General features: G+C 72.5%; 18 protein-coding genes and 1 pseudogene. 14 read left to right on the forward strand and 5 right to left on the reverse strand.

All coding sequences use genetic code 11. The annotated features are described in order from the left end of the window. The first annotated feature begins 314 nt into the window (after nt 1–314). Together ACFVWU_RS02195 and ACFVWU_RS02200 are read left to right on the forward strand one after the other, a co-directional pair. On the forward strand, nt 315–1049 hold the full coding sequence (locus tag ACFVWU_RS02195) for a carbon-nitrogen hydrolase family protein (protein WP_387614255.1): 735 nt from the start codon (nt 315–317) through the stop codon (nt 1047–1049). A gap of 208 nt (nt 1050–1257) precedes the next feature. Next, nucleotides 1258–2664 carry a class II fumarate hydratase gene (locus ACFVWU_RS02200; RefSeq protein WP_387614258.1) on the forward strand — a complete coding sequence of 469 codons (1407 nt, stop codon included), beginning with the start codon at nt 1258–1260 and terminating at the stop codon, nt 2662–2664. A 108-nt stretch (nt 2665–2772) separates the two neighbouring features. Here the strand turns inward: ACFVWU_RS02200 and ACFVWU_RS02205 are convergent, their stop codons facing one another. Next, a complete protein-coding gene (locus ACFVWU_RS02205) occupies nt 2773–3219 on the reverse strand; it encodes an SPW repeat protein (RefSeq protein WP_387614260.1) in 447 nt (148 codons plus the stop codon). A 210-nt stretch (nt 3220–3429) separates the two neighbouring features. Here ACFVWU_RS02205 and ACFVWU_RS02210 point away from each other — a divergent pair, with 210 nt between their 5' ends. From ACFVWU_RS02210 to fahA, 7 genes are all read left to right on the forward strand, one after another. Next, a complete protein-coding gene (locus tag ACFVWU_RS02210; RefSeq protein WP_387614263.1) occupies nt 3430–4014 on the forward strand; it encodes a PadR family transcriptional regulator in 585 nt (194 codons plus the stop codon). Nucleotides 4015–4131: 117 nt separating this feature from the next. After that, nucleotides 4132–5832, forward strand: a complete 1701-nt coding sequence (locus ACFVWU_RS02215; protein WP_387614266.1) for an acyl-CoA dehydrogenase family protein — start codon at nt 4132–4134, stop codon at nt 5830–5832. A gap of 471 nt (nt 5833–6303) precedes the next feature. Next, entirely contained in the window at nt 6304–7695 is a 1392-nt protein-coding gene (locus ACFVWU_RS02220; RefSeq protein WP_387614269.1) for a phosphoribosyltransferase family protein, read from the forward strand. Nucleotides 7696–7954: 259 nt separating this feature from the next. Then, complete coding sequence (gene hppD / locus ACFVWU_RS02225) at nt 7955–9169, forward strand: 4-hydroxyphenylpyruvate dioxygenase (RefSeq protein WP_380609539.1); 1215 nt, start codon at nt 7955–7957, stop codon at nt 9167–9169. 58 nt (nt 9170–9227) lie between these two features. Then, nucleotides 9228–10430 carry a homogentisate 1,2-dioxygenase gene (locus tag ACFVWU_RS02230; RefSeq protein ID WP_387614272.1) on the forward strand — a complete coding sequence of 401 codons (1203 nt, stop codon included), beginning with the start codon at nt 9228–9230 and terminating at the stop codon, nt 10428–10430. Beyond that, nucleotides 10427–11356, forward strand: a complete 930-nt coding sequence (locus tag ACFVWU_RS02235) for a hypothetical protein (RefSeq protein ID WP_387614275.1) — start codon at nt 10427–10429, stop codon at nt 11354–11356. The genes ACFVWU_RS02230 and ACFVWU_RS02235 overlap by 4 nt, the downstream gene beginning before the upstream one ends. Beyond that, nucleotides 11353–12585 carry a fumarylacetoacetase gene (gene fahA, locus ACFVWU_RS02240; protein WP_387614278.1) on the forward strand — a complete coding sequence of 411 codons (1233 nt, stop codon included), beginning with the start codon at nt 11353–11355 and terminating at the stop codon, nt 12583–12585. Before ACFVWU_RS02235 ends, fahA begins: the two co-directional genes overlap by 4 nt. 63 nt (nt 12586–12648) lie before the next feature. Here the strand turns inward: fahA and ACFVWU_RS02245 are convergent. Continuing rightward, nucleotides 12649–12999, reverse strand: a pseudogene (locus ACFVWU_RS02245) (SDR family oxidoreductase); the annotation flags it as partial. A gap of 36 nt (nt 13000–13035) precedes the next feature. Here ACFVWU_RS02245 and ACFVWU_RS02250 point away from each other — a divergent pair. From ACFVWU_RS02250 to ACFVWU_RS02260, 3 genes are all read left to right on the forward strand, one after another. Then, nucleotides 13036–13302: a TetR family transcriptional regulator C-terminal domain-containing protein gene (locus ACFVWU_RS02250; RefSeq protein WP_387614280.1), complete on the forward strand. Its 267-nt coding sequence runs from the start codon at nt 13036–13038 to the stop codon at nt 13300–13302. 102 nt (nt 13303–13404) lie between these two features. Continuing rightward, the gene (locus tag ACFVWU_RS02255; RefSeq protein ID WP_387614283.1) at nt 13405–14463 is read left to right on the forward strand and encodes an enoyl-CoA hydratase/isomerase family protein; all 1059 of its coding nucleotides are present in this window, start codon (nt 13405–13407) and stop codon (nt 14461–14463) included. Between the two features lie 219 nt (nt 14464–14682). Then, a complete protein-coding gene (locus ACFVWU_RS02260; RefSeq protein WP_387614285.1) occupies nt 14683–15468 on the forward strand; it encodes an enoyl-CoA hydratase in 786 nt (261 codons plus the stop codon). 186 nt (nt 15469–15654) lie between these two features. Here the strand turns inward: ACFVWU_RS02260 and ACFVWU_RS02265 are convergent, their stop codons facing one another. Continuing rightward, the gene (locus ACFVWU_RS02265) at nt 15655–17472 is read right to left on the reverse strand and encodes an NAD-binding protein (RefSeq protein ID WP_387614287.1); all 1818 of its coding nucleotides are present in this window, start codon (nt 17470–17472) and stop codon (nt 15655–15657) included. A gap of 153 nt (nt 17473–17625) precedes the next feature. Between ACFVWU_RS02265 and ACFVWU_RS02270 the strand changes: the two genes are divergently transcribed. Further along, nucleotides 17626–18225, forward strand: coding sequence for an HdeD family acid-resistance protein (locus tag ACFVWU_RS02270; RefSeq protein WP_387614290.1), 600 nt, complete (start codon nt 17626–17628; stop codon nt 18223–18225). Nucleotides 18226–18310: 85 nt separating this feature from the next. Here ACFVWU_RS02270 and ACFVWU_RS02275 read toward each other — a convergent pair whose 3' ends face one another. Then, a complete protein-coding gene (locus ACFVWU_RS02275; RefSeq protein ID WP_387614292.1) occupies nt 18311–18949 on the reverse strand; it encodes a DUF6461 domain-containing protein in 639 nt (212 codons plus the stop codon). Nucleotides 18950–19001: 52 nt separating this feature from the next. Next, on the reverse strand, nt 19002–20426 hold the full coding sequence (locus tag ACFVWU_RS02280; protein ID WP_387614295.1) for a CoA transferase: 1425 nt from the start codon (nt 20424–20426) through the stop codon (nt 19002–19004). 232 nt (nt 20427–20658) lie between these two features. On the opposite strand from ACFVWU_RS02280, the gene ACFVWU_RS02285 reads away from it, so the two are divergent. Then, nucleotides 20659–21351: an N-acyl homoserine lactonase family protein gene (locus ACFVWU_RS02285; RefSeq protein ID WP_387614297.1), complete on the forward strand. Its 693-nt coding sequence runs from the start codon at nt 20659–20661 to the stop codon at nt 21349–21351. The last annotated feature ends 15 nt before the right edge of the window (nt 21352–21366 follow it).

Raw genomic sequence — 21366 nt, forward strand, 5'->3', positions numbered from 1 at the left:
TGTCCCCCCGGGCCGTGCTGCGGCGTTCCGGGGCGGGCCGGTGTCCGCCCGGCCCCGGTCAGAAGCGTACGAAGCGCCGTACGACCGTTTGAAGTGATCCGGCCGGGATCTCACTCCTTCGAGTGATCACGGCCCAAACGGCTGCGGACCGCCCCTGCAGCGCCCCTCAACTCGGCGCCGCGGGGGCGGCCTCCGCGTGGCGCCACCGCCGGTCGGCCGCCAGGCCCGGCACGCAGAGCCGGTCCTTGCCGGGCTCCTCCGGGCACGCATAGGTTGATCTTGACCACCGACTCCCACCCGCCCGGAGCCCCGCCTTGCCCTCGTCCGCGTCGCTGACCGTCACCGTCGCCCAGCCGGCCTGCGCCGAGCCCGGCCGCCCGGACACCGTGTCCGTCAACGTCGAGCGGCACGCCGAGGCCGTCCGGGCGGCCGGGACCCGCCTGGTGGTCTTCCCCGAGCTGTCGCTCACCGGCTACGACCTGGCCGCCCCCGCCGTCGACCCGGCGGACCCTCGGCTCGCCCCGCTGGTCGAGGCCTGCGCCGCCACCGGCGCCCTCGCCCTGGTCGGCGCGCCGGTCGCGGAGGCGGACGGACGCGAGGCCATCGCCACCCTGGCGGTCACCGGCGAGGGTGCCACCGTCGTCTACCGGAAGATGCGCCTGCACGGCGAGGGAGAACCCGACCGCTTCGCCCCGGGCGAGAAGCCCGTCGTACTGGAGCTGGACGGCCTGCGCCTCGGCCTCGCGATCTGCGCCGACGCCGCCGACCCGACCCACGCCGAGGAGACGGCCGCGCTCGGCATCGACGCCTACGTCGCCTCCACCCTGTACGGCCCGGGCGCCGCGCAGGCCGAGCGGCGGGATGCCCACTGCCGGGCCCGCTCCACCGCGCACGGGGTCCAGGTCGTGCTGTCCACCAGCGCGGGGCCGACGGGCGTGTGCCCGGACAGCTCGGGCGGTTCCGGCGTCTGGGCGGCGGACGGGTCGCCGGTCGTCCAGGCCGGCACCGAGCCGGGCGAACTGGTCCGGGCCGAGCTGACCCGGCTGTAGCGGCGCCGCCGGCGGATCACCGGTGGATCACCGGCGGATCACTCGGCCCCGGGTGGAAATACCCGGAGCCCGCGCGCGGCTGTCGTGATCGGTGAATCAATCGGTGAATCAATCGGTGAGTCAGCGGATCGGCGGATCAGTACCGGATCGGCGGATCGGTGGACCCGTGACCGGGCCGAGCGGGCCCGTACAGGAGGTGCAGCGCGCGATGGGTGACGAGCGGGAGAAGTCGCAGGACTACCGGGTCGAGCACGACTCGATGGGCGAGGTGCGGGTGCCGGCCGACGCGAAGTGGCAGGCGCAGACTCAGCGGGCGGTGGAGAACTTCCCGGTGTCCGGCCAGCGGCTGGAGCGCGCGCACATCGCCGCGCTGGCCCGGATCAAGGCGGCCGCGGCTCGGGTGAACGCCCGCCTCGGGGTCCTGGACGAGGAGACGGCCGGGGCGATCGCGGCGGCGGCCGACGAGGTCGCGGAAGGCCGCTGGGACGACCAGTTCCCGGTGGACGTGTTCCAGACCGGTTCGGGCACCTCCTCGAACATGAACGCCAACGAGGTGATCGCCACCCTGGCCGGCGAGCGGCTGGGACGGCCCGTCCACCCGAACGACCAGGTGAACGCGAGCCAGTCGTCCAACGACGTCTTCCCCTCCTCGATCCACATCGCCGCGACCGCCGCCGTCACCCACGACCTGATCCCGGCGCTGGAGCACCTGGCGGAGTCGCTGGAGCGCAAGGCGGCCGAGTTCGCGCAGGTGGTCAAGTCGGGCCGTACCCACCTGATGGACGCCACGCCCGTCACGCTCGGCCAGGAGTTCGGCGGCTACGCGGCGCAGGTGCGGCACGGACGGGAGCGGCTGCTGGCGACGCTCCCCCGGGTCGCCGAACTGCCCCTCGGCGGAACGGCGGTGGGCACCGGCATCAACACCCCGCCCGGCTTCCCGGCGGCGGTCATCGAGGAGGTGGCCCGCGCCACCGACCTGCCACTGACCGAGGCCCGGGACCACTTCGAGGCGCAGGGCGCGCGGGACGCGCTGGTCGAGCTGAGCGGTCAACTGCGCACGGTGGCGGTCGGGTTCACCAAGATCGCGAACGACCTGCGGTGGATGGGGTCCGGCCCGCGCACCGGCCTCGGCGAGATCAACCTGCCGGACCTGCAGCCAGGTTCGTCCATCATGCCGGGCAAGGTGAACCCGGTGCTGCCCGAGGTGGTGCTGATGGTCGCCGCGCAGGTGGTCGGCAACGACGCGACGGTGACGCTGGCCGGCGCGAGCGGCAACTTCGAGCTGAACGTGATGCTCCCGGTGATCGCCCGCAACGTGCTGGAGTCGGTGCGGCTGCTCGCCAACAGCGCCCGGCTGCTGGCCGACCGGACGGTGGACGGCATCACCGCCAACGTCGAACGGGCCCGCGAGTACGCGGAGTCCTCGCCCTCGGTGGTGACGCCGCTGAACCGGTACATCGGGTACGAGGAGGCGGCGAAGGTCGCCAAGCAGGCACTGGCCGAGCGGAAGACGATCCGTCAGGTGGTGCTGGAGCGCGGGTACGTCGAGCAGGGCAGGCTCACCGAGGAGCAGTTGGACCAGGCGCTGGATGTGCTGCGGATGACGCACCCGTAGGCGCTTGCGCAGTCGAACTTCCGCAGCCGCAGGCGTTTCCGTCGGACGCGCGCCGGGGCGCGGCGGGCTCGCGCCCTCCGCGCCCCGGACACGGGCCAATGGGGAAGATCAGCCCTTGGCGCGGCCGGCCCGGCCGAGCCGCATCGCTGCTCCGTTCGCTGTGATCGTGGCCATCGAGATCGCCGCGAGGCCGAGCAGGAACATCACGGCACCGGCGATGACGCAGGTGACGATGTTCCTGCCGAGCGCGACGGACCCGGAGACGGCCCAGGGGGAGAGGATCGTCCAGACACCGAGCGCGGTGGCCGCCCAGGCCCGCGCGTGCGTCCGTTCGTAGGCCGATCCGTAGCCGGCCATCAGCGCCGTGTAGGCCAGACCCACGATCAGGCAGGTCACGGTCAGGGTGCTGAAGGCGCTGAATCCGACGATCCACGGCGATGCCGCCAGGAAGAGGCCGGCCAGTACGGCCAGGGCTTCGACGCCCTGGGCGCGGGGAGTCAAGGTGACCCGCTCGTAGTGCTCCCGGAGTTCGACGATGTCCGGGTGGTGCTCCATGCCCGTCGGCATATGGGTTGCCACCGATACCACCTCCATGTGGTTCGGACCAGGGAAGGGGCTTGCCCCGTACCTATTCTGGCGCTTCTCTACCGTTTTGCACCCGATAGTCGGGAATGATCGATAACCATCCGATCACGCCGGTGACCTGTGTCTCAACACTCCAAGGGCCCATTGCCTATGCAACTCGTTGCATAGCAGGATGCGGGCATGGCACTGGAGCACGCGATCCTCGTCTCGCTGCTGGAGCAGCCCGGCTCCGGCTACGAGCTGGCCCGGCGTTTCGACCGCTCCATCGGACGCTTCTGGACCGCCACCCACCAGCAGATCTACCGGGTGCTGCGGCGGATGGAAGCGGACGGCTGGATCGCGGCGGAGGAGGTCGCGCAGGACGGCCGGCCGGACAAGAAGGTCTACTCGGCGGCCGGACCGGGCCGGGCGGCACTGGCCGGCTGGCTGCGCGAGCCGGTCGAGCCGGAGACCGTACGGCACGAACTCGCGGTCAAGATCCGCGCCGCCGCCTTCGACGACCCGGCCGCGCTGGTCTCCGAGGTCGAGCGGCACCGCGAAAGCCACGCTGCCCTGCTCGCCCGCTACCTCCACGGCGAGCAGCGGGACTTCCCCGACCTCGCCGCCCTCGACACCCGGCAGGAGCTCCAGCACGTGGTGCTGCGCGGCGGCATCGAGTACGAGCGGATGACCCTCGCCTGGCTCGACGACGTGCTCGCCACGCTGCGTCGGCTCGCGGGCGAGCGGGAGGGTGGCGGGGAACAGGGTTCAGATAACAGAGTCTGAAATCTGTTATCTGAAATCTGTCTTCTGAACTCCGACCGCTGAACTCTGTCTGCTGAATTCCGTTCGCTGAACTCCGTTCGCCGAGTCCTCAACACCCTCGACCCCCAGGAGCTCCTGATGCTCTTCAACCCGCGCACCTACGACCCCGCGCAGTTCGACGAGCCGACCCGCCGTCTGCTGCGCGCGACCGTCGACTGGTTCGAGTCCCGCGGCAAGAAGGCGCTCATCGACACCTACATCGACCGCACCTGGTACGCCGACTTCCTCGAATTCGCCGCCCAGGAAGGTCTGTTCGCGGAGTTCCTGACCCCCGCCACGGCCGACCCCGTCAAGCGCTGGGACACCGCGCGGATCGCCGAGCTGAACGAGATCCTCGGCTTCTACGGCCTCGGCTACTGGTACACCTGGCAGGTCACCATCCTGGGCCTCGGCCCGGTCTGGCAGAGCGAGAACGAGGCCGTCCGGGCCCGCGCCGCCAAGCTCCTCGCCGAGGGCCACGTGATGGCCTTCGGCCTGTCCGAGCGCACCCACGGCGCCGACATCTACTCCACCGACATGATCCTCACCCCGGACGGCGAGGGCGGCTTCACCGCGACCGGCCCCAAGTACTACATCGGCAACGGCAACGTGGCCGGCCTGGTCTCGGTCTTCGGCCGCCGCTCGGACGTCGAGGGCCCGGAGGGCTACGTCTTCTTCGCCGCCGACAGCCGCCACGAGGCGTACCACCTGGTCAAGAACGTGGTGAACGCCCAGATGTACGTCAGCGAGTTCCGGCTGGAGGACTACCCGGTCCGCGCCGAGGACGTGCTGCACACCGGCCAGGCCGCCTTCGACGCCGCGCTGAACACCGTCAACGTCGGTAAGTTCAACCTCTGCACCGCCTCGGTCGGCATCTGCGAGCACGCGATGTACGAGGCCCTCACGCACGCCCACAACCGGGTGCTGTACGGCAAGAAGGTCACCGACTTCCCGCACGTGCGACGGGAGTTGACCGACGCCTACGCCCGCCTGGTGGCGATGAAGCTGTTCAGCGCCCGGGCCGTGGACTACTTCCGCACCGCCTCCCCCGAGGACCGCCGCTACCTGCTGTTCAACCCGATGACCAAGATGAAGGTCACCACCGAGGGCGAGAAGGTCATCGACCTGATGTGGGACGTCATCGCGGCCAAGGGCTTCGAGGCGGACACCTACTTCGACAAGGCCGCCAAGGACATCCGCGGCCTGCCGAAGCTGGAGGGCACCGTCCACGTCAACCTGGCGCTGATCCTCAAGTTCATGGGCAACTACCTGTTCGCGCCCGCCGACTACGCCCCGGTGCCGACCCGCCTGGACGCCGCCGACGACGCCTTCCTGTTCCGCCAGGGCCCGGCCCGCGGCCTCGGCGCGATCCGCTTCCACGACTGGCGCGCCGCCTACGACCGCCACGCGCAGCTGCCGAACGTCGCCCGCTTCCGCGAGCAGGCCGACGGCTTCTGCGAGTTGCTGCTCAAGCACGCGCCGGGCAAGGAGCAGCAGGCCGACCTGGACTTCCTGCTGGAGATCGGCCAGCTGTTCGCGCTGATCGTCTACGGCCAGCTGGTGCTGGAGCAGGCCGAGTTGACCGACCTGCCGGCCGACGTGCTGGACCAGATCTTCGACGCCCTGGTCCGCGACTTCTCCGCGCACGCCGCCGAGCTGCACGGCAAGGCCTCCACCACCGAGGAGCAGGCCGCCTGGGCGCTGGCGAACGTGCGCCGCCCGGTCGCGGACGCCGAGCGCGCCGCGAAGGTGTGGGCGCGGGTCGAGGCGCTGTCCGGCGCGTACGAGATGCAGCCGTAGGACCGGAAGTACCAGTGAGACCCCGGGGGTGCCGGTCGGCGGACCGGCACCCCCGGACCGATCCGGGCGAGCTCGGCCGCCCCCCGAGCCCCGTGCCGCACACCCGGGTGGTCGCCTCGGCGCGCGTGGCGACGTGCGGCTTCTCGAAGACGCGGGTGACGTGGTTGCGGACGGCCCTCTCCGCGACCACCGGCTCCCGGGCGATCCGCCGGTTGTCGTAGCCGCGCGCGACCGGGTCCGGCCCTCGGCCGCACGGGGGTGCCACCTCGTCCCGATTCCGGCCCCGTGCCCACCGTGTCCTGGGGCTCGGGGCTCGGCAGGCACGGTCCCGGGAGTCCACCCGGGCGGCCCCGTCCCTGCCCGGCGCCCACGCCCGTCCCGGCCCGACATCGGCGCCCGTACCGGCCCCGCCGCGACGGGCCCGGGATCGGCGTAGCGGATCGGCGTACGGTGGAACTCGGAGGCCGTGTCATGCACGTCACCGGAACCCACTTCACCGACCGCACCGACGCGGGCCGGCGCCTGGCCGCCCGCCTCAGCCACCTGGGCGGTACCGACACCGTGGTGGTCGCGCTGCCGCGCGGCGGGGTGCCGGTGGCCGCCCAGGTGGCGGCGGCGCTCGGCGCGCCGCTGGACATCTGCGTGATCCGCAAGCTCGGCGTGCCGTACCAGCCCGAGCTGGGTATGGGGGCGATCGGCGAGGACGGCGTGCGGGTGCTGAACGAGCACGTCATCCGGCTCGCCGGGATCACCGACGACCAGCTGGCGGCGGTGGAGCTGAGCGAGCGCGTCGAGCTGGAACGCCGGGCCCGCCGCTACCGGGGCGACCGTCCGGCCGCCGACCTGCGCGGGCGCACCGTGGTCGTGGTGGACGACGGCATCGCCACCGGCTCCACCGCGAAGGCCGCCTGCCGGATCGTCCGGGCGCGCGGCGCGGCCCGGGTGGTGCTCGCCGTGCCGGTGGCACCTGTGGACTGGACCGAGCGCCTGTCCGAGGTCGCCGACGAGCTGGTCTGCGTCGACACGCCGTCCCCGTTCTTCGCGATCGGTGAGTTCTACGCCGACTTCTCGCAGACCGGCGACGAGGAGGTGCTGGCGCTCCTGGCCGAGGCCAGGGGTGAGCAGTCCCCGGAGCCCGCCGAGGTCGACCGCGAGCTGGTGCTGCCGGCCGCCGGGGTCCGGCTCGCGGGCCGGCTGACCGTCCCGGGCGGGGCGCGCGGCATCGTGGTGTTCGCGCACGGCAGCGGCAGCGGGCGGCACAGCCCGCGCAACCGGCACGTCGCCCGCTACCTGAACCGCGTCGGGCTGGGCACGCTGCTGTTCGACCTGCTCACCGAGGCCGAGGAGCCGGACCGGCGCAAGGTGTTCGACGTCGGTCTGCTGGGCTCGCGGCTGACCTCCGTCGCCGGTCGGCTGGGCGGGCTCACCGAGACCCGTGGCCTGCCGTTGGGCCTGTTCGGTGCCAGCACCGGCGCCGCCGCCGCGCTGCACACCGCCGCCACGCTGGGCCCGGCGGTGCGCGCCGTGGTCTCCCGGGGCGGGCGCCCGGACCTCGCCGGGCCACAGGTGCTGGGCGAGGTGAGCGCGCCGACGCTGCTGCTGGTCGGCGGCCTGGACACCGTCGTGATCGACCTCAACCGGCAGGCCCGGGCCCGGCTGCGCTGCGAGAGCGAGCTGGTGGTGGTGCCGCACGCGAGCCACCTGTTCGAGGAGCCGGGCACGCTCGACCGGGTCGCCGAGCTGGCCGGAGACTGGTTCCTGCACCACCTCCCGCCTGCCGAGTCATCTGCCGGGTCACCTGCCGGGTCACCTGCGAACTCACCTGGCGGCTCACCTGCCGACTCAGCTGACGAGAGCCCGTAGCGGCCGGTTGCGCAGAATTCGTGCGACAGCTGCCGTGGGGCAGCACATTTTGCGCAGCCCGAGGCGGGATTTCCTAATCAGCTTGTACACATTGAGCAGTGAAAAATCGACCTGTTGCCCAACCACCCGGACAGGAGCAAGCTCTGCGCCATCCGCACCGCGCATTTGTTCGCCGTGCGGCCGCGATCCACGCGAGCCACGCGAGCCAAGCGGTCCAGCACAAGCCTCAGCGCCGAGGCCCAGAGTGGAGGAACGAGCGATGACCACGCAGTCCCACGCCCTTGAGTTGACCCCCGAGGAGCGCGAGGCCGGTCTCGACACCGACCAGCTGCGCCGCCTCGTCGGCCTCGTCGAGCACGACGCCAGCACCGACCCGTTCCCGGTCACCGCGCAGGACGCGGTGGTCTTCGTGGTCGGCAACGCCACCCAGACCGCGCAGTTCTACCAGGTCGTGTTCGGCATGGAGCTGGTCGCCTACTCCGGTCCGGAGACCGGCCGCCGCGACCGCAAGGCGTACGTCCTCCGCTCCGGCTCCTGCCGCTTCGTGATCAAGGGCGGCGTCCAGCCGGACAGCCCGCTGCTGGACCACCACCGCCGCCACGGTGACGGCGTGGTCGACCTCGCCCTCGAGGTCCCGGACGTCGACAAGTGCATCGAGCACGCCCGGGCGACCGGCGCCACCGTCCTGGAGGAGCCGAACGACGTCTCGGACGAGAACGGCACCGTGCGCCGCGCGGCCATCGCCACCTACGGCGAGACCCGCCACACCCTGATCGACCGCTCCCGCTACAGCGGCCCGTACCTGCCGGGCTACGTCACCGCGAAGAGCGGCGTCACCCACCCGGAGGGCTCGCCCAAGCGCCTGTTCCAGGCCCTCGACCACGCCGTGGGCAATGTCGAGCTCGGCCGGATGGACGAGTGGGTCCAGTTCTACAACCGGGTCATGGGCTTCGTGAACATGGCCGAGTTCGTCGGCGACGACATCGCCACCGAGTACTCCGCCCTGATGTCCAAGGTCGTCGCCAGCGGCAACCACCGGGTGAAGTTCCCGCTCAACGAGCCGGCCATCGCCAAGAAGAAGTCCCAGATCGACGAGTATCTGGAGTTCTACACCGGCCCCGGCTGCCAGCACATGGCGCTCGCCACCAACGACATCCTGACCACCGTGGACGTGCTGCGCTCGCGCGGCGTGGAGTTCCTCAACACCCCGGACGCCTACTACGACGACCCGGAGCTGCGCGAGCGGATCGGCAAGGTCCGGGTGCCGATCGAGGAGCTGAAGAAGCGCGGCATCCTGGTCGACCGCGACGAGGACGGCTACCTGCTGCAGATCTTCACCAAGCCGATCGGCGACCGCCCGACCGTCTTCTACGAGTTCATCGAGCGCCACGGTTCGCTGGGCTTCGGCAAGGGCAACTTCAAGGCGCTGTTCGAGTCCATCGAGCGCGAGCAGGACCGTCGCGGCAACCTGTAAACGTCGGCCTACCCTGATTGACGGCGGCCCTCACGGACGGTCGAGGAGGAGCACGGAGATGGCGTACTACCGGCAGCTGGGCAACATCCCGCCCAAGCGGCACACCCAGCACCGCACACCCGAAGGCGGGCTGTACTACGAGGAGTTGATGGGCGAGGAGGGGTTCTCCTCCGACTCGTCGCTGCTCTACCACCGGGGCATCCCCTCGGCAGTGGTCAACGCGGTGCCCTGGGAGCTGCCGGACCAGTCCACGGTGCCCAACCATCCCCTGCTCCCCCGCCACCTCAAGCTGCACGAGCTGTTCGCGGGCCAGGAGTGGAAGTCCGCGGACGTCGTGAACAGCCGCCGCCTGGTCCTCGGCAACGGCGACGTGCGGATCTCGTACGTCGCCGCCGGGGCCCCGAGCGAGCTGTACCGCAACGGGCTCGGCGACGAGTGCGTGTACGTGGAGTCCGGCTCGGGGACGGTCGAGACGGTCTTCGGATCGATCGAGGTCGGCCAGGGCGACTACGTGATCATCCCCCGGGCCACCACCCACCGCTGGGTGCCCTCCGGGGACGAGCCGCTGCGCGCCTACTGCATCGAGGCGAACAGCCACATCACCCCGGTCAAGCGCTACCTGTCCAAGTACGGGCAGCTGCTGGAGCACGCGCCGTACTGCGAGCGGGACTTCCGCGGGCCGGCCGGGCCGCTCGTGGTCGACACTCCCGGCGACGTCGACGTGCTGGTCAAGCACCGTGGCCCGAAGGGGGTTTCGGGCACCCGCTACACCGTTCCGCACCACCCCTTCGACGTGGTCGGCTGGGACGGCTGCCTGTACCCGTACGCCTTCAACATCCGGGACTTCGAACCGATCACCGGCCGGATCCACCAGCCGCCGCCGGCCCACCAGGTGTTCGAGGGCAACAACTTCGTGATCTGCAACTTCGTCCCCCGCAAGGTGGACTACCATCCGCTGTCGATCCCGGTGCCCTACTACCACGCCAACGTGGACAGTGACGAGGTCATGTTCTACTGCGGCGGCGACTACGCGGCCCGCAAGGGCTCGGGCATCGCCCAGGGCTCGATCTCGCTGCACCCGGGCGGGCACACCCACGGGCCGCAGCCGGGCGCGTACGAGCGCAGCATCGGCGTGGACTTCTTCGACGAGCTGGCCGTCATGGTGGACACCTTCCGGCCGCTGGAGCTCGGCGAGGGCGGACGGGCCAGCGAGGACGACAACTACGCCTGGACCTGGGCCGGTCGGGGGCCCGGACGATGAGCGCTCCGGTCGCCACGGGGGTGATCCCCGAGCTGTTCCGCGGGCTCTTCGACGACGCGGCGGTGTTCCCCCCCGGGAACCTGCCGATCGCCGAGGCGGTGCCCGCCCACCGCGTCCACCGCGCGGCCTGGTACGCCGAGGCGGTCGGCCCGTTCCTCTGCGGGGCGGGCCGACTGGGCGAGTTGGCCGCCGTGGTGACGGGCGGCGCGACGCCCCCGGCCTCAGCCGCCGTGGCCGCCGCGACCGCGCGGGGTGCGGAGGAGGCGGGCGCCACGCCGCTCAGGGTCGGACTCGTGCTGCCGGGGGGCAGCGCGGAGCTCGCCCCGGCGCTCGCCGCCGCCGCGCCGTTCGAGCTGGCCGGTGTCGAACTGGCCACCCGGGACGCTGCCGAGGCGGTCGCCGAACTGGACCGGCTGCTGCCGCCGCACGTACCGGCCGCCGTCGAGCTGCCGCGCGAACTCCTGCGCGGGGACGGGCTGGACGCGGTCCTGGACGTGCTGGTCGACAGCCCGTACCGGGCGAAGTTCCGCACCGGCGGGCTGGTCGCGGAGGCGTTCCCGGACGAGGACGAGCTGGCCGCCTTCCTCACCGGCTGCGCGCTGCGCGGTCTGCCGTACAAGTGCACGGCCGGACTGCACAACGCCGTCCGGCACACCGACCCGGAGACCGGCTTCGAGCACCACGGCTTCCTGAACGTGCTGCTGGCCGCGCAGGAGACCGACCGGGCGGCCGCGGCGGCGGTACTGGCGGAGCGGGACGGCGAGGTGCTGGCCAAGGCGGCCCGCGCGCTGACCGATCGTCAGGTTACGGTGATCCGCAACTCGTTCACCGCGTTCGGCACCTGCAGCATCGCCGAGCCGCTGGGCGACCTGGCCGCACTCGGCCTGCTGTCGTCGCCCGATCCACTGCCCCAGGAGGACCGTTGAGCACCACCCCCAGCAGCCCGCGCAGCTGGCTCGCCAGCGCCCAGGACTCGCCGTTCGGCGTGCACAACCTGCCGTACGGCGTCTTCACCGCCGCCGACCAGCCCGGCCGGCGCCGGATCGGCGTGCGCGTCGGGGACTTCGTGCTGGACGCCGGGGCGGCCGCCCGCGCCGCCGGGGCGCCGTCCGCACTGCTGGCGGCGGACTCGCTCAACCCGCTGATGGCGGCCGGACGTTCGGTCTGGACGCAGGTGCGCTCCGACCTGACCACCTGGCTGACCGACGAGTCCTTCCGCGAGGCGCTCTCGCCCGCGCTGCTGCCGGCGGACGAGGTCGAGCTGCACCTGCCGTTCGAGGTCGCGGACTACGTCGACTTCTACGCCTCCGAGCACCACGCCAGCAACCTGGGCCGGATCTTCCGCCCGGGCTCGGAGCCGCTCACCCCCAACTGGAAGCACCTGCCGATCGGTTACCACGGCCGGGCGGGCACCGTGGTGGTGTCCGGCACGCCGGTGGTGCGTCCGCACGGGCAGCGCAAGGCGCCGGCCGACACCGCGCCGACCTTCGGGCCGTCGCGCCGGCTGGACATCGAGGCCGAGGTCGGCTTCGTCGTCGGCACGCCCTCGCAGCTGGGGCAACCGGTCGTGCTGGACGACTTCCGCGAGCACGTGTTCGGCGTCTGCCTGCTCAACGACTGGTCGGCGCGCGACATCCAGGCCTGGGAGTACGTGCCGCTCGGCCCCTTCCTCGGCAAGTCCTTCGCCACCTCGGTCTCGCCGTGGATCGTGCCGCTGGACGCCCTGGAGCACGCCCGGGTCGCGCCGCCGGAGCGCGACGTCGAGCCGCTGCCGTACCTCGACGACCGGGGCAACGAGCCGTGGGGCCTGGACCTGGCGATGGAGGTCAGGCTGAACGGGCACCCGATCTCCCGGCCGCCGTTCGCCGCGATGTACTGGACGGCGCAGCAGCAGCTCACCCACATGACCGTCAACGGCGCCTCGCTGCGCACGGGTGACCTGTTCGCCTCGGGCACCGTCAGCGGGCCGGAACCGGACACCCGGGGCGCGCTGATCGAGCTGACCTGGAACGGCGAGGAGCCGGTGAAGCTGCCGGACGGGACGACCCGGACCTTCCTGGAGGACGGCGACGAGGTCACCATCACCGCCACGGCCCCGGGGCCGGACGGCGCGGTGGTCGGGTTCGGCGAGGTGACCGGGCGGGTGCGGGGGTAGCGATGCGCTCCCTTCGCCACGGATGACAGATAGCAGCCGACGAATGACAGCTGACAGATTTCATCATCTGTCAGCTGTCATTCGTTTTCCCGCATCCGTCCACAGCCCCGCCCCGCCCGTGGCGTCGATGACCCGCCCCGTCACCCAGCGCGCGTCATCGGAGGCCAGGAACGCCACGATGTCCGCGATGTCCTCCGGCTGCCCGACCCGCCCGAGCGCGGCGACCGAGGCCGCGTACGCCTGCGCCTCCGCGTTGCCGCGCAGCCAGCCCGCGTTGACGTCCGTGTCCACGATGCCGGGCGCGACCGCGTTCGCCGTGATCCCGCGCGGGCCGAGCTGCTTGGCGAGGTTGAGCGTGAAGGTGTCCAGCGCCCCCTTGGTCGCGCCGTAGGCGATGATCTCCGGCATCGCCACCTCTACCCGGACCCGTCCCACCCGGCGGGCTGCCTGGTGATCACCGCCGCTACCAACGTCACCCCGCAGGACGCCGAGGTCCAGGCGCACCTGCGCGAGCTGCGCAACCGGAACAAGCAGGTCTTCGAAGACCGTCTTCGTACCGCGCGGCACGACGGCGAACTGCCACCCGAGGCGGATCCGAAGGCCCTGGCCGGATACCTCGCCGCGGTGGTCCAGGGCATGTCCCAGCAGGCCCGCGACGGCGCCACCGCCGACGCCCTGGCCCACACCGCCGAACTCGCGCTGCGCGCCTGGCCGTAGCCGCCGAGCCACCCGGTCCCGGCCCAGCGATCACGACCGCCCGCCCTCCCCGGTACGGTGGAGCGCGGAAGTCCACATCACCGAGGGACGGGAGCGGGTCCGATGAGCGTAGAGGTGGCGGAGGTCCAGGCCTTCCTCGACGAGAACGGCGACGGCGGCCTCGGCCGGATCGTGCTCAACCGCCCACGGGCGCTCAACTCCCTGACCCACGGCATGATCACCGCCCTGCGCGCGACCCTGGACGACTGGGCCGCAGACCGCCGGGTACGCGCGGTCGTGCTGACCGGCGCCGGCGAGCGCGGCCTCTGCGCCGGTGCGGACATCCGCGCGATGCACGACGACGCCAAGGCGGGCGGGGCCGGCACCCGCGCCTTCTTACGCGACGAGTACCGGCTGAACGCGCTGATCGCCGACTACCCGAAGCCGTACGTCGCGGTGATGGACGGCATCACCATGGGCGGCGGCGTCGGCCTGTCCGCGCACGGCGCGGTGCGGATCGTCACCGAGCGCTCCGTGGTCGCGATGCCCGAAACCCGGATCGGGCTCGTCCCGGACGTCGGCGGCAGCCGCCTGCTCGCCCACGCCCCGGGCGAGTTGGGCACCCACCTCGGACTCACCTCGGCCTCGATGGGACCCGGCGACGCCCTGCTCTGCGGCTTCGCGGACCACTACGTCCCGTCCGCACGCCTCCCCGAGCTGCTCGACGCCCTCGCTAGCAGCGCCGATCCGGCCGCCGCCGTCGCCGCGCACGCCGAGCCCGCGCCACCCTCCGAGCTCGCCGCCCAGCACGAGTGGATCGACGCCTGCTACGCGGCCGACACCGTCGAGGAGATCGTCGAGCGGCTGCTCAACTCCGGTGTGCCGGAGGCGAAGGAGGCCGCCGGGCTGGTCCTCGGGAACTCCCCCACCGCCGTCAAGGTCACCCTGGCCGCGCTGCGGCGGGCCCGTACGCTGCCCTCGCTGAAGGCCGTGCTCGACCAGGAGTACCGCATCTCCTGCGCCGCGCTGGACGGCCACGACCTGGTCGAGGGCATCCGCGCCCAGGTGGTCGACAAGGACCGCAACCCGCAGTGGTCGCCGCGCGCGCTCGCCGAGGTGACGGAGGCGGACGTCGCACGCTTCCTCGCCCCGCGCGAGGACGACGAGCTGGGCCTGGCCTGACCCCGGTCCGACCGGATCCGACCGGATCCGACCGCCCCACCCCCCTGCTCTCCCCGGAACTCCTGGAGCGCCATGACCCACCCGGGGCAGGGCACTCCGCCACGCTCGTGACCGGCGTCTCGCATGTCAAGACTGGCGCGAGGCGGGGCGCGTCGTAGATCGTTGGGTGGTCAGGGCGCGCCCGCGCGGCGCCGAGCAGCGGAATGGGAGTCAACGGCGATGACCGAGACCGAGACCTACGAGACGATCCTGGTCGAGCGCAAGGGACGGGTGGGCCTGATCACGCTCAACCGGCCCAAGGCGCTCAACGCGCTGAACACCCAGCTGATGAACGAGGTCGTGGCGGCCGCCACTGCCTTCGACCGGGACCCGGAGATCGGGTGTCTGGTGATCACCGGGTCGGAGAAGGCCTTCGCGGCCGGAGCCGACATCAAGGAGATGCAGGGCAACCACTTCCCGGACGTCTACCTGGACGACTGGCTGGGCCCCTGGGACCGGATCGGCGCGCTGCGCAAGCCGGTGGTGGCGGCGGTGGCCGGCTTCGCGCTGGGCGGCGGCTGCGAGCTGGCGATGCTGTGCGACATCCTGCTGGCCGCGGACACCGCGAAGTTCGGGCAGCCGGAGATCAAGCTCGGTGTGATCCCGGGCATCGGCGGCTCACAGCGACTGACCCGGGCAGTCGGCAAGGCGAAGGCGATGGAGCTGTGCCTGACCGGCCGGATGATGGGCGCCGAGGAGGCCGAGCGGGCCGGCCTGGTGTCCCGGATCGTCCCGGCCGACCAGCTGCTCGACGAGGCGCTCGCCACCGCCGAGGCCGTAGCGGCGATGTCCACCCCGGCGGCGATCATGATGAAGGAGAGCGTCAACCGCGCCTTCGAGACCACGCTGGCGGAGGGTGTCCGCTTCGAGCGCCGGCTGTTCCACGCGGCCTTCGCCACGGCGGACCAGAAGGAGGGCATGTCGGCCTTCGCCGAGAAGCGCCCGCCGAAGTTCGAGAACCGCTGACGGCGGAGGGCGGACGGTCCGCGGGGAGCGCCCGCCCGCTGACTGCGAACAACTGACGGATGACGGCTGACAGATTTCAGATGATGAAATCTGTCAGCCGTCATCCGTTCGCGGCCATCTGTTCGCGGCCTTCTGTTCGCGGTCCGCCGTCACCCGCCCGCTGTCACCCGCCCCCAGCCGCGCGCCTCACCCCTCCTCCACCAGCACCGTGTTGAGCCGTGCCAGCCCGCTGCGGGTGGCGGCGACCACGATCCGGTCACCCGGGGTCAGCTGGCGGGTGCGGTCCGGGAAGTTCCACTGCAGGTGCGTGCTGCGCGCGAAGCGGACGGCGATCACCCGGACGCCGCCCGGGTCCTCCAGGTCGTGCCGGTTCAGACCGATCAGCCCGCTGCCGTCCTCCACCGCCAGCTCGGCGATCAGCAGCACGTGCCGGAACACCGACAGCGTCCCGCGCACCTCGCTGCCCATCAGGGCGGCGGCGAAGGCGGGCGCGGCCAGGTAGGACACCGACCGGGAGGCCGCGTTGTCCAGCGTCTTGTAGAAGTGGCCGGCGAAGTTGTCGTCGAACAGCCGCACCACCACCCGCACCTCGGGATTGCCGTGCCGCGCCTCCAGCGCCGCCTCCAGGTTGGTGGCGTCGTCCCCGCTGACCGCGACCACCGCCCGGCTGTGCTTCAGCCGGGCGCGGCGCAGCTGCTCCTCGAACGGCCCGTCGCCCAGCACGACCGGGATGCCGAGCGCCCGGACGGCGGCGATGCCGCGGGCCTGCGGGTCCCGTTCCATGCAGACCACCGGCACGCCCAGCTCGTGCAGCTGGGTCGCGACGCGCGTACCGAGGTTGCCGAGCCCGACCACGATCACGTGGTCCCGGGTGCCCGCGCTGGGGTTGCGGGGCAGCCCGCGTCGTCCGGAGCCGAGCACCTCGACCGCGATGGCGGTGGCGACCGGCGCGAAGGTGATCCCGCAGATGGTGATGACCACCTGGGCGACCCGCTGCCAGATCCCGCCCGTCCCGGTCCCGGCGGCGATGTCGGCCTGCTGGTCGGGCTGGGCGGCGCCGGCCAGGTCGAGCAGCGAGATGTAGACGGTCCAGCCGAAGTCCCGGTTGAGGTACCAGAGCACGCCGAAGGCCATCAGCACCGCGGCGAGCGCGGTGAGCAGCACCAGCCGCATCCGGGCGCTGGTGAAGAACCGCATGGTGTCGAGCAGCCGCCAGCGCAGCCGTCGTGCCCAGCTGATCGGCTCCCGGGGTTCGACGGGCAGCGCCTGCAGCGCGGCCCTCCCGCCCGGCGCCTCCTCGGGCACGGCGGTCGGCACCACCGGTTCACGGTCCACCCCGCCGCGGAGGACCGGCCCGTCGTCGCCGAACTCGCGGGCGAGGCGGACGAACTGGGCCGAGTCGCCCTCCTGTTCCGGCAGCAGACGGATCTTGCTGAGGTCCTGCCGGTCGATCTGGTCGGCGACCACGCAGATCCGGTCGGAGGTGATGGCGTCGTCGAAGGCGATGTGCAGGTACCGTCCGTCGACCTCGACCGCGTTGGGTCGTCCGAGCGCGGCGGCGGCGAAGGCCGGGGCGGCGGTGGCGGAGCCGGAGAGCGCGGCGCCGTTCTTGAGCAGCCGTTGGATGTTCTCGCCGAGTCGCTGGTTGAACATCCGGAACACGATCCGGATGTCCCGGTTGTGGTCCTGGGCGCTGAGCGCGGCGTGGATGTTCTCCTGGTCGCTGCCCTCGACCAGGGCGAGTCCACGGGCGGTGCCGATGGACACCGCGCGCAGCGCCTCCTCGGTGACGCTCGGGTACTCGACCACCGCGGCGACACCGGGGAGCTGCTCGATCTGCGGCGCGTGGTCGCGGGTCCGGTCGGCGACCAGGACGACGACCGGAACCTCGTAGTGCTCGACGAGTTCCAGGACCAGCCGGTGTGCCAGCGCGTTGCCCCCGCAGACGATGTAGTGCTGGCTGATCGGCTCGACCGGAGGGGTCCCCCACCCTTCAGAAGTCATACCGACGGATGATATCGACAGCGAGTGACCGGAGGATGTCATTCCGGCAACCGTCGGAAGTCACTCGAACGGACCTACCCAACGCGCGGCTTGACGGCGGAACGATGAGGGTGGGGTGCGTTCTCTGCCCCCAGCCCCGAGGAGTAACCCACCGTGGCCCCTCCGATCATCACCCCCGACGGCACCCCGGTCCAGGGCCCGCTCGGCATGCTCGCCAGGGCCGCCTGGCAGGTGCTCCTGGCCGCCGGTGTGGCCTCGCTCGCCCTCGGCATCGTCGTCTTCTCCTGGCCCCGGGAGACGCTGCTGGTGGTGGGCGTGCTGTTCGGCCTCTACCTGCTGGTCATCGGCATCGTGCAGCTGGTCGCCGCGTTCGGCACCCACACCACCACCGCGATGCGGGTGCTGGCCTTCGTCAGCGGCGCGATCAGCGTGCTGCTCGGACTGCTCTGCTTCCGCAGCGCGGCACAGTCGCTGCTGCTGCTCGCGCTCTGGATCGGCATCGGCTGGCTGTTCCGCGGCATCACCCAGTTCGCCGCCGCGGTCTCCGACCCGCTGATGCCCGCCCGCGGCTGGCAGGCCTTCGCGGGTGTGGCCAACACCCTGGCCGGTGTGCTGCTGATGGTCTGGCCGGTCGGCTCGATCGCCGCGCTCACCGTGCTGGCCGGGTGCTGGCTGCTGATCCTGGGCGTGGTCGAGATCGCGACGGCCCTCCAGATGCGCAGCCGGGCCAAGCGGATCCCTTCGGGGGTCTGACCGACCGCCAGGCCGCGGCCACGCGAGATGGCCACTGTTCGAGGAGGCCGCCACCGCTCCCGGCGCCGCGCTACCCCCTCCGCCACTACGGCCGAGGCGCGTAGCCGAGCCGGAAGGTGGCGGCCTCCAGCCGTTCCGGGCTGAGCCGGACGTCGGTCAGCCGCTCGGCGAGCGCGAACGCGGCCTCGGTGTGCAGCTCGTAGCGCTCCCCGTCCAGCTGGAAGCCGCAGGCCGTCAGCAGCTCCGGGGTGCCCGGGGCCTCGGCGTCCGTGCCGTTCCGCTGGTCGACGAAGAGCGGCTCGAAGTCCAGCCGGCAGGTGCCGTGCTCCCACCACTGGAAATGGTCCGCCGCGTTGACGTTCCGGAAGTGCGAGACCAGCCGGGTGCCCTCGCCGAGCCGGGGGACGACCTCGTACAGGCTGCCGAGGTAGCCGTACGGCTCGATCGCGAGCGCCCAGCCGTCGAGCTCGGCGACGGCAACGAGGATCCGGTCCTCGTCCAGGTCGAACAGCTCCTCGGCCTCCTCGTCCTCTCCGTCGTCGAAGGTCTCCCAGGCGGCGAGCACCGCGTCCAGCCCGGTCACCTCCCGGCCGGTCAGGGCGTCGAAGCGGCGCAGCAGTTCGTCGACGCCGACCCCCTGGACCTGGGTGAGGCAGTAGGCCTCGCCCAGGACGGGGTAGCGCTTCTCGAACCAGGTGTAGTCGGTGGCGTGTGCGGCGGTCATACGCAGGATGCTGCCAGACCCCGCTGACAGCGCCCTTCGCGCTCCTGGTCGCTCAGCGCCAGACCGGCGCGTCCGTCCCCCAACGCCCGGGCGGGCGGGCCCAGTCGACGGGCGCACCCTCGTAGCCGATGGGCGGCAGGGCGTGCCGCAGCCGTCCGTACGCCGAGTCGGTCTCGGTGAGCCGGCGCGTCGGGTCGTACGACTCGGTGCCCGGGCGCGGTGCGGCCGTCGGCTCGGGCTCGATGCCGTGCAGCAGCCAGGAGGCGGTGCCGGCCAGGGAGAAGCGCAGGTGGCGGCCGCCGGGGCGGTCGGTGCGCTGGTCGGTGAGGGCGCGCAGGACGGCGGCGGCGAGGAGGTAGCCGGTGCCGTGGTCGAGGGCCTGGGCGGGCAGGACGCCGGGGCGGCCGTCGGGGGCCGCCTCGTGGGCGGCGATGCCGACGCCGGCCTGGACCAGGCTGTCGAAGCCGCGGCGGCCGGCCCACGGACCGGTCCAGCCCCAGGCGCAGACCTGCGCGAGGATCAGGTCGGGGCGGCGGGCGAACAGCGCGTCGGGGGCGAGGCCGTGGGCGTCCAGGGATCCGGGGCGGTAGCCGGTGACGACGACGTCGGCGGTGTCGAGCAGGCCCGCGAAGACGGCGCGGTCGGCCGGGTCGGCGAGGTCCAGGCGGGTGGAGCGCTTGCCGAAGCCGGTGTCGGCGTGGGCGTCCTCGGCCTCGGGCAGCCGTGGCGAGTCGATCCGCAGGACGTCGGCACCGAGCAGGGCGAGGGTGCGGGTGGCGACCGGTCCGGCTATCACCCGGGTGAGGTCGAGGACCCGGATCCCGGCGGCGGGCCGGTCCACCGGGGCGGCGCTGAGCGGACGGGCGGGCGCGGACCCTGTCTCCCGGCGTTCCACCAGGGGGTGCACGGCCGCACTCACCGGTGCGACCGCCACGGCGAGCGCCCCCGCCGCGTACGCGCGCTCCTGCACCTGCTCGGCGGGCAGCTTGCCGAGCGCCTCGGCGAGCTGGTCGGGCCCGGCGTCCGGGGCGAGGTCGAGGACGGCGAGCAGCCGGTTCCGGTGGTGCGGGTAGTTGGCGTGGGTGCGGACCCAGCCGTCGGCGGTGCGCCAGAACCCGGAGTGCGGGGCGAAGCTGACGGGCGTACGGCCGTCGATCACCAGGTGCCGCTCGCTGACGAAGGCGGTGGCGACGGCCCCCTCGTCCACCCGGACGACGGGGACGGGCCCGCCCGCGCGGTGCGCGGCCAACTCGGCGGCGGCCAGCGAGCAGGCGGCCACGGTGGCGCGGGCGAGCCGGCGCACCGGCAGGCCGGAGGGCAGGACGTCCTGCGGGCCGTGGAAGCCCACCCGGTCCAGGAGTTCGGCCGGTCCGCCGAGGGCGGCCCAGGCGTCGGCGGTCGGACGGTCAGCGGTCGGACGGTCAGCGGTCGGACGGTTGGCGAGCCCGCCCTCGGACGGCATCGGACGATCTGTCATGTCCGGCATTGTGCTCCGCTTCCCGCGTTCCCGCCGTGACGCCCGCCACTGGGCGCCGACCACCCTCCCCGCCGGGCGGCCGCCGTCCGGTTCACCGGCATTCGCGCAGGTCAGGACGGGTTCGACGGGAAAGCAGGGCAGGCCGGGCGGCCGGCCGACGGTCCGCGGGTAGGGTGCGAAACAGCGGCCGGTTCCGGCCGTACGCACGGGGGCCGAGTGACAAGGGGGACAAATGCACAGGATCCGCCGTCTCGACCTGGGCTACTTCGTCCGGCCGGCCTCCGAGGTGGGCGGCCCCGAGCCTCGGGTGGAGCCGGTGCTCGCGTACCTGGTCCGGGGCCCGGAGGGGCTGCTGCTGTTCGACACCGGGATCGGCGCGGGCTCGCCGGAGACCGAGGCGCACTACCGCCCGGCCCGCCGCCCGCTGCCGGAGGCGCTCGCCGCGGCCGGCGTCTCGGTCTCGGACATCGACCTGGTCGTCAACTGCCACCTGCACTTCGACCACTGCGGCGGCAACCCGCTGCTCGCCGGGACGCCGGTCCTGGTCCAGGCCGAGGAGCTGGCCACCGCCCGGCACGGCGACTACACCATCGACGCGCTGGTCGACTTCCCCGGCGCCGTCTACCGCGAGCTCGACGGCGAGACCGAGATCTGGCCCGGCGTCCGGGCGCTGCCCACCCCCGGACACACCGACGGCCACCAGTCCCTGCTGGTCGAGCGGCTGGGCGACTGCACGGTCCTGCTGGCCGGGCAGGCGTACGACTTCGCCACCGAGTACGGGCAGGCGGTGCTCGCCCGGCAGGCCGCCCGCGAGGGGGCGGCCGCGCCGCTGCCCGGGTACCGGGCCTGGCTGGACCGGGTGTCCGAGCACGGGCCGCGCCAGGTGCTCTTCGCGCACGACCACGCGGTCTGGGAACTCGACTGACGGATCGTCGGGGAC

Origin of the sequence: Kitasatospora sp. NPDC058190, assembly GCF_042883685.1 — a bacterium.
In the GTDB taxonomy this organism is placed as follows: domain Bacteria; phylum Actinomycetota; class Actinomycetes; order Streptomycetales; family Streptomycetaceae; genus Kitasatospora.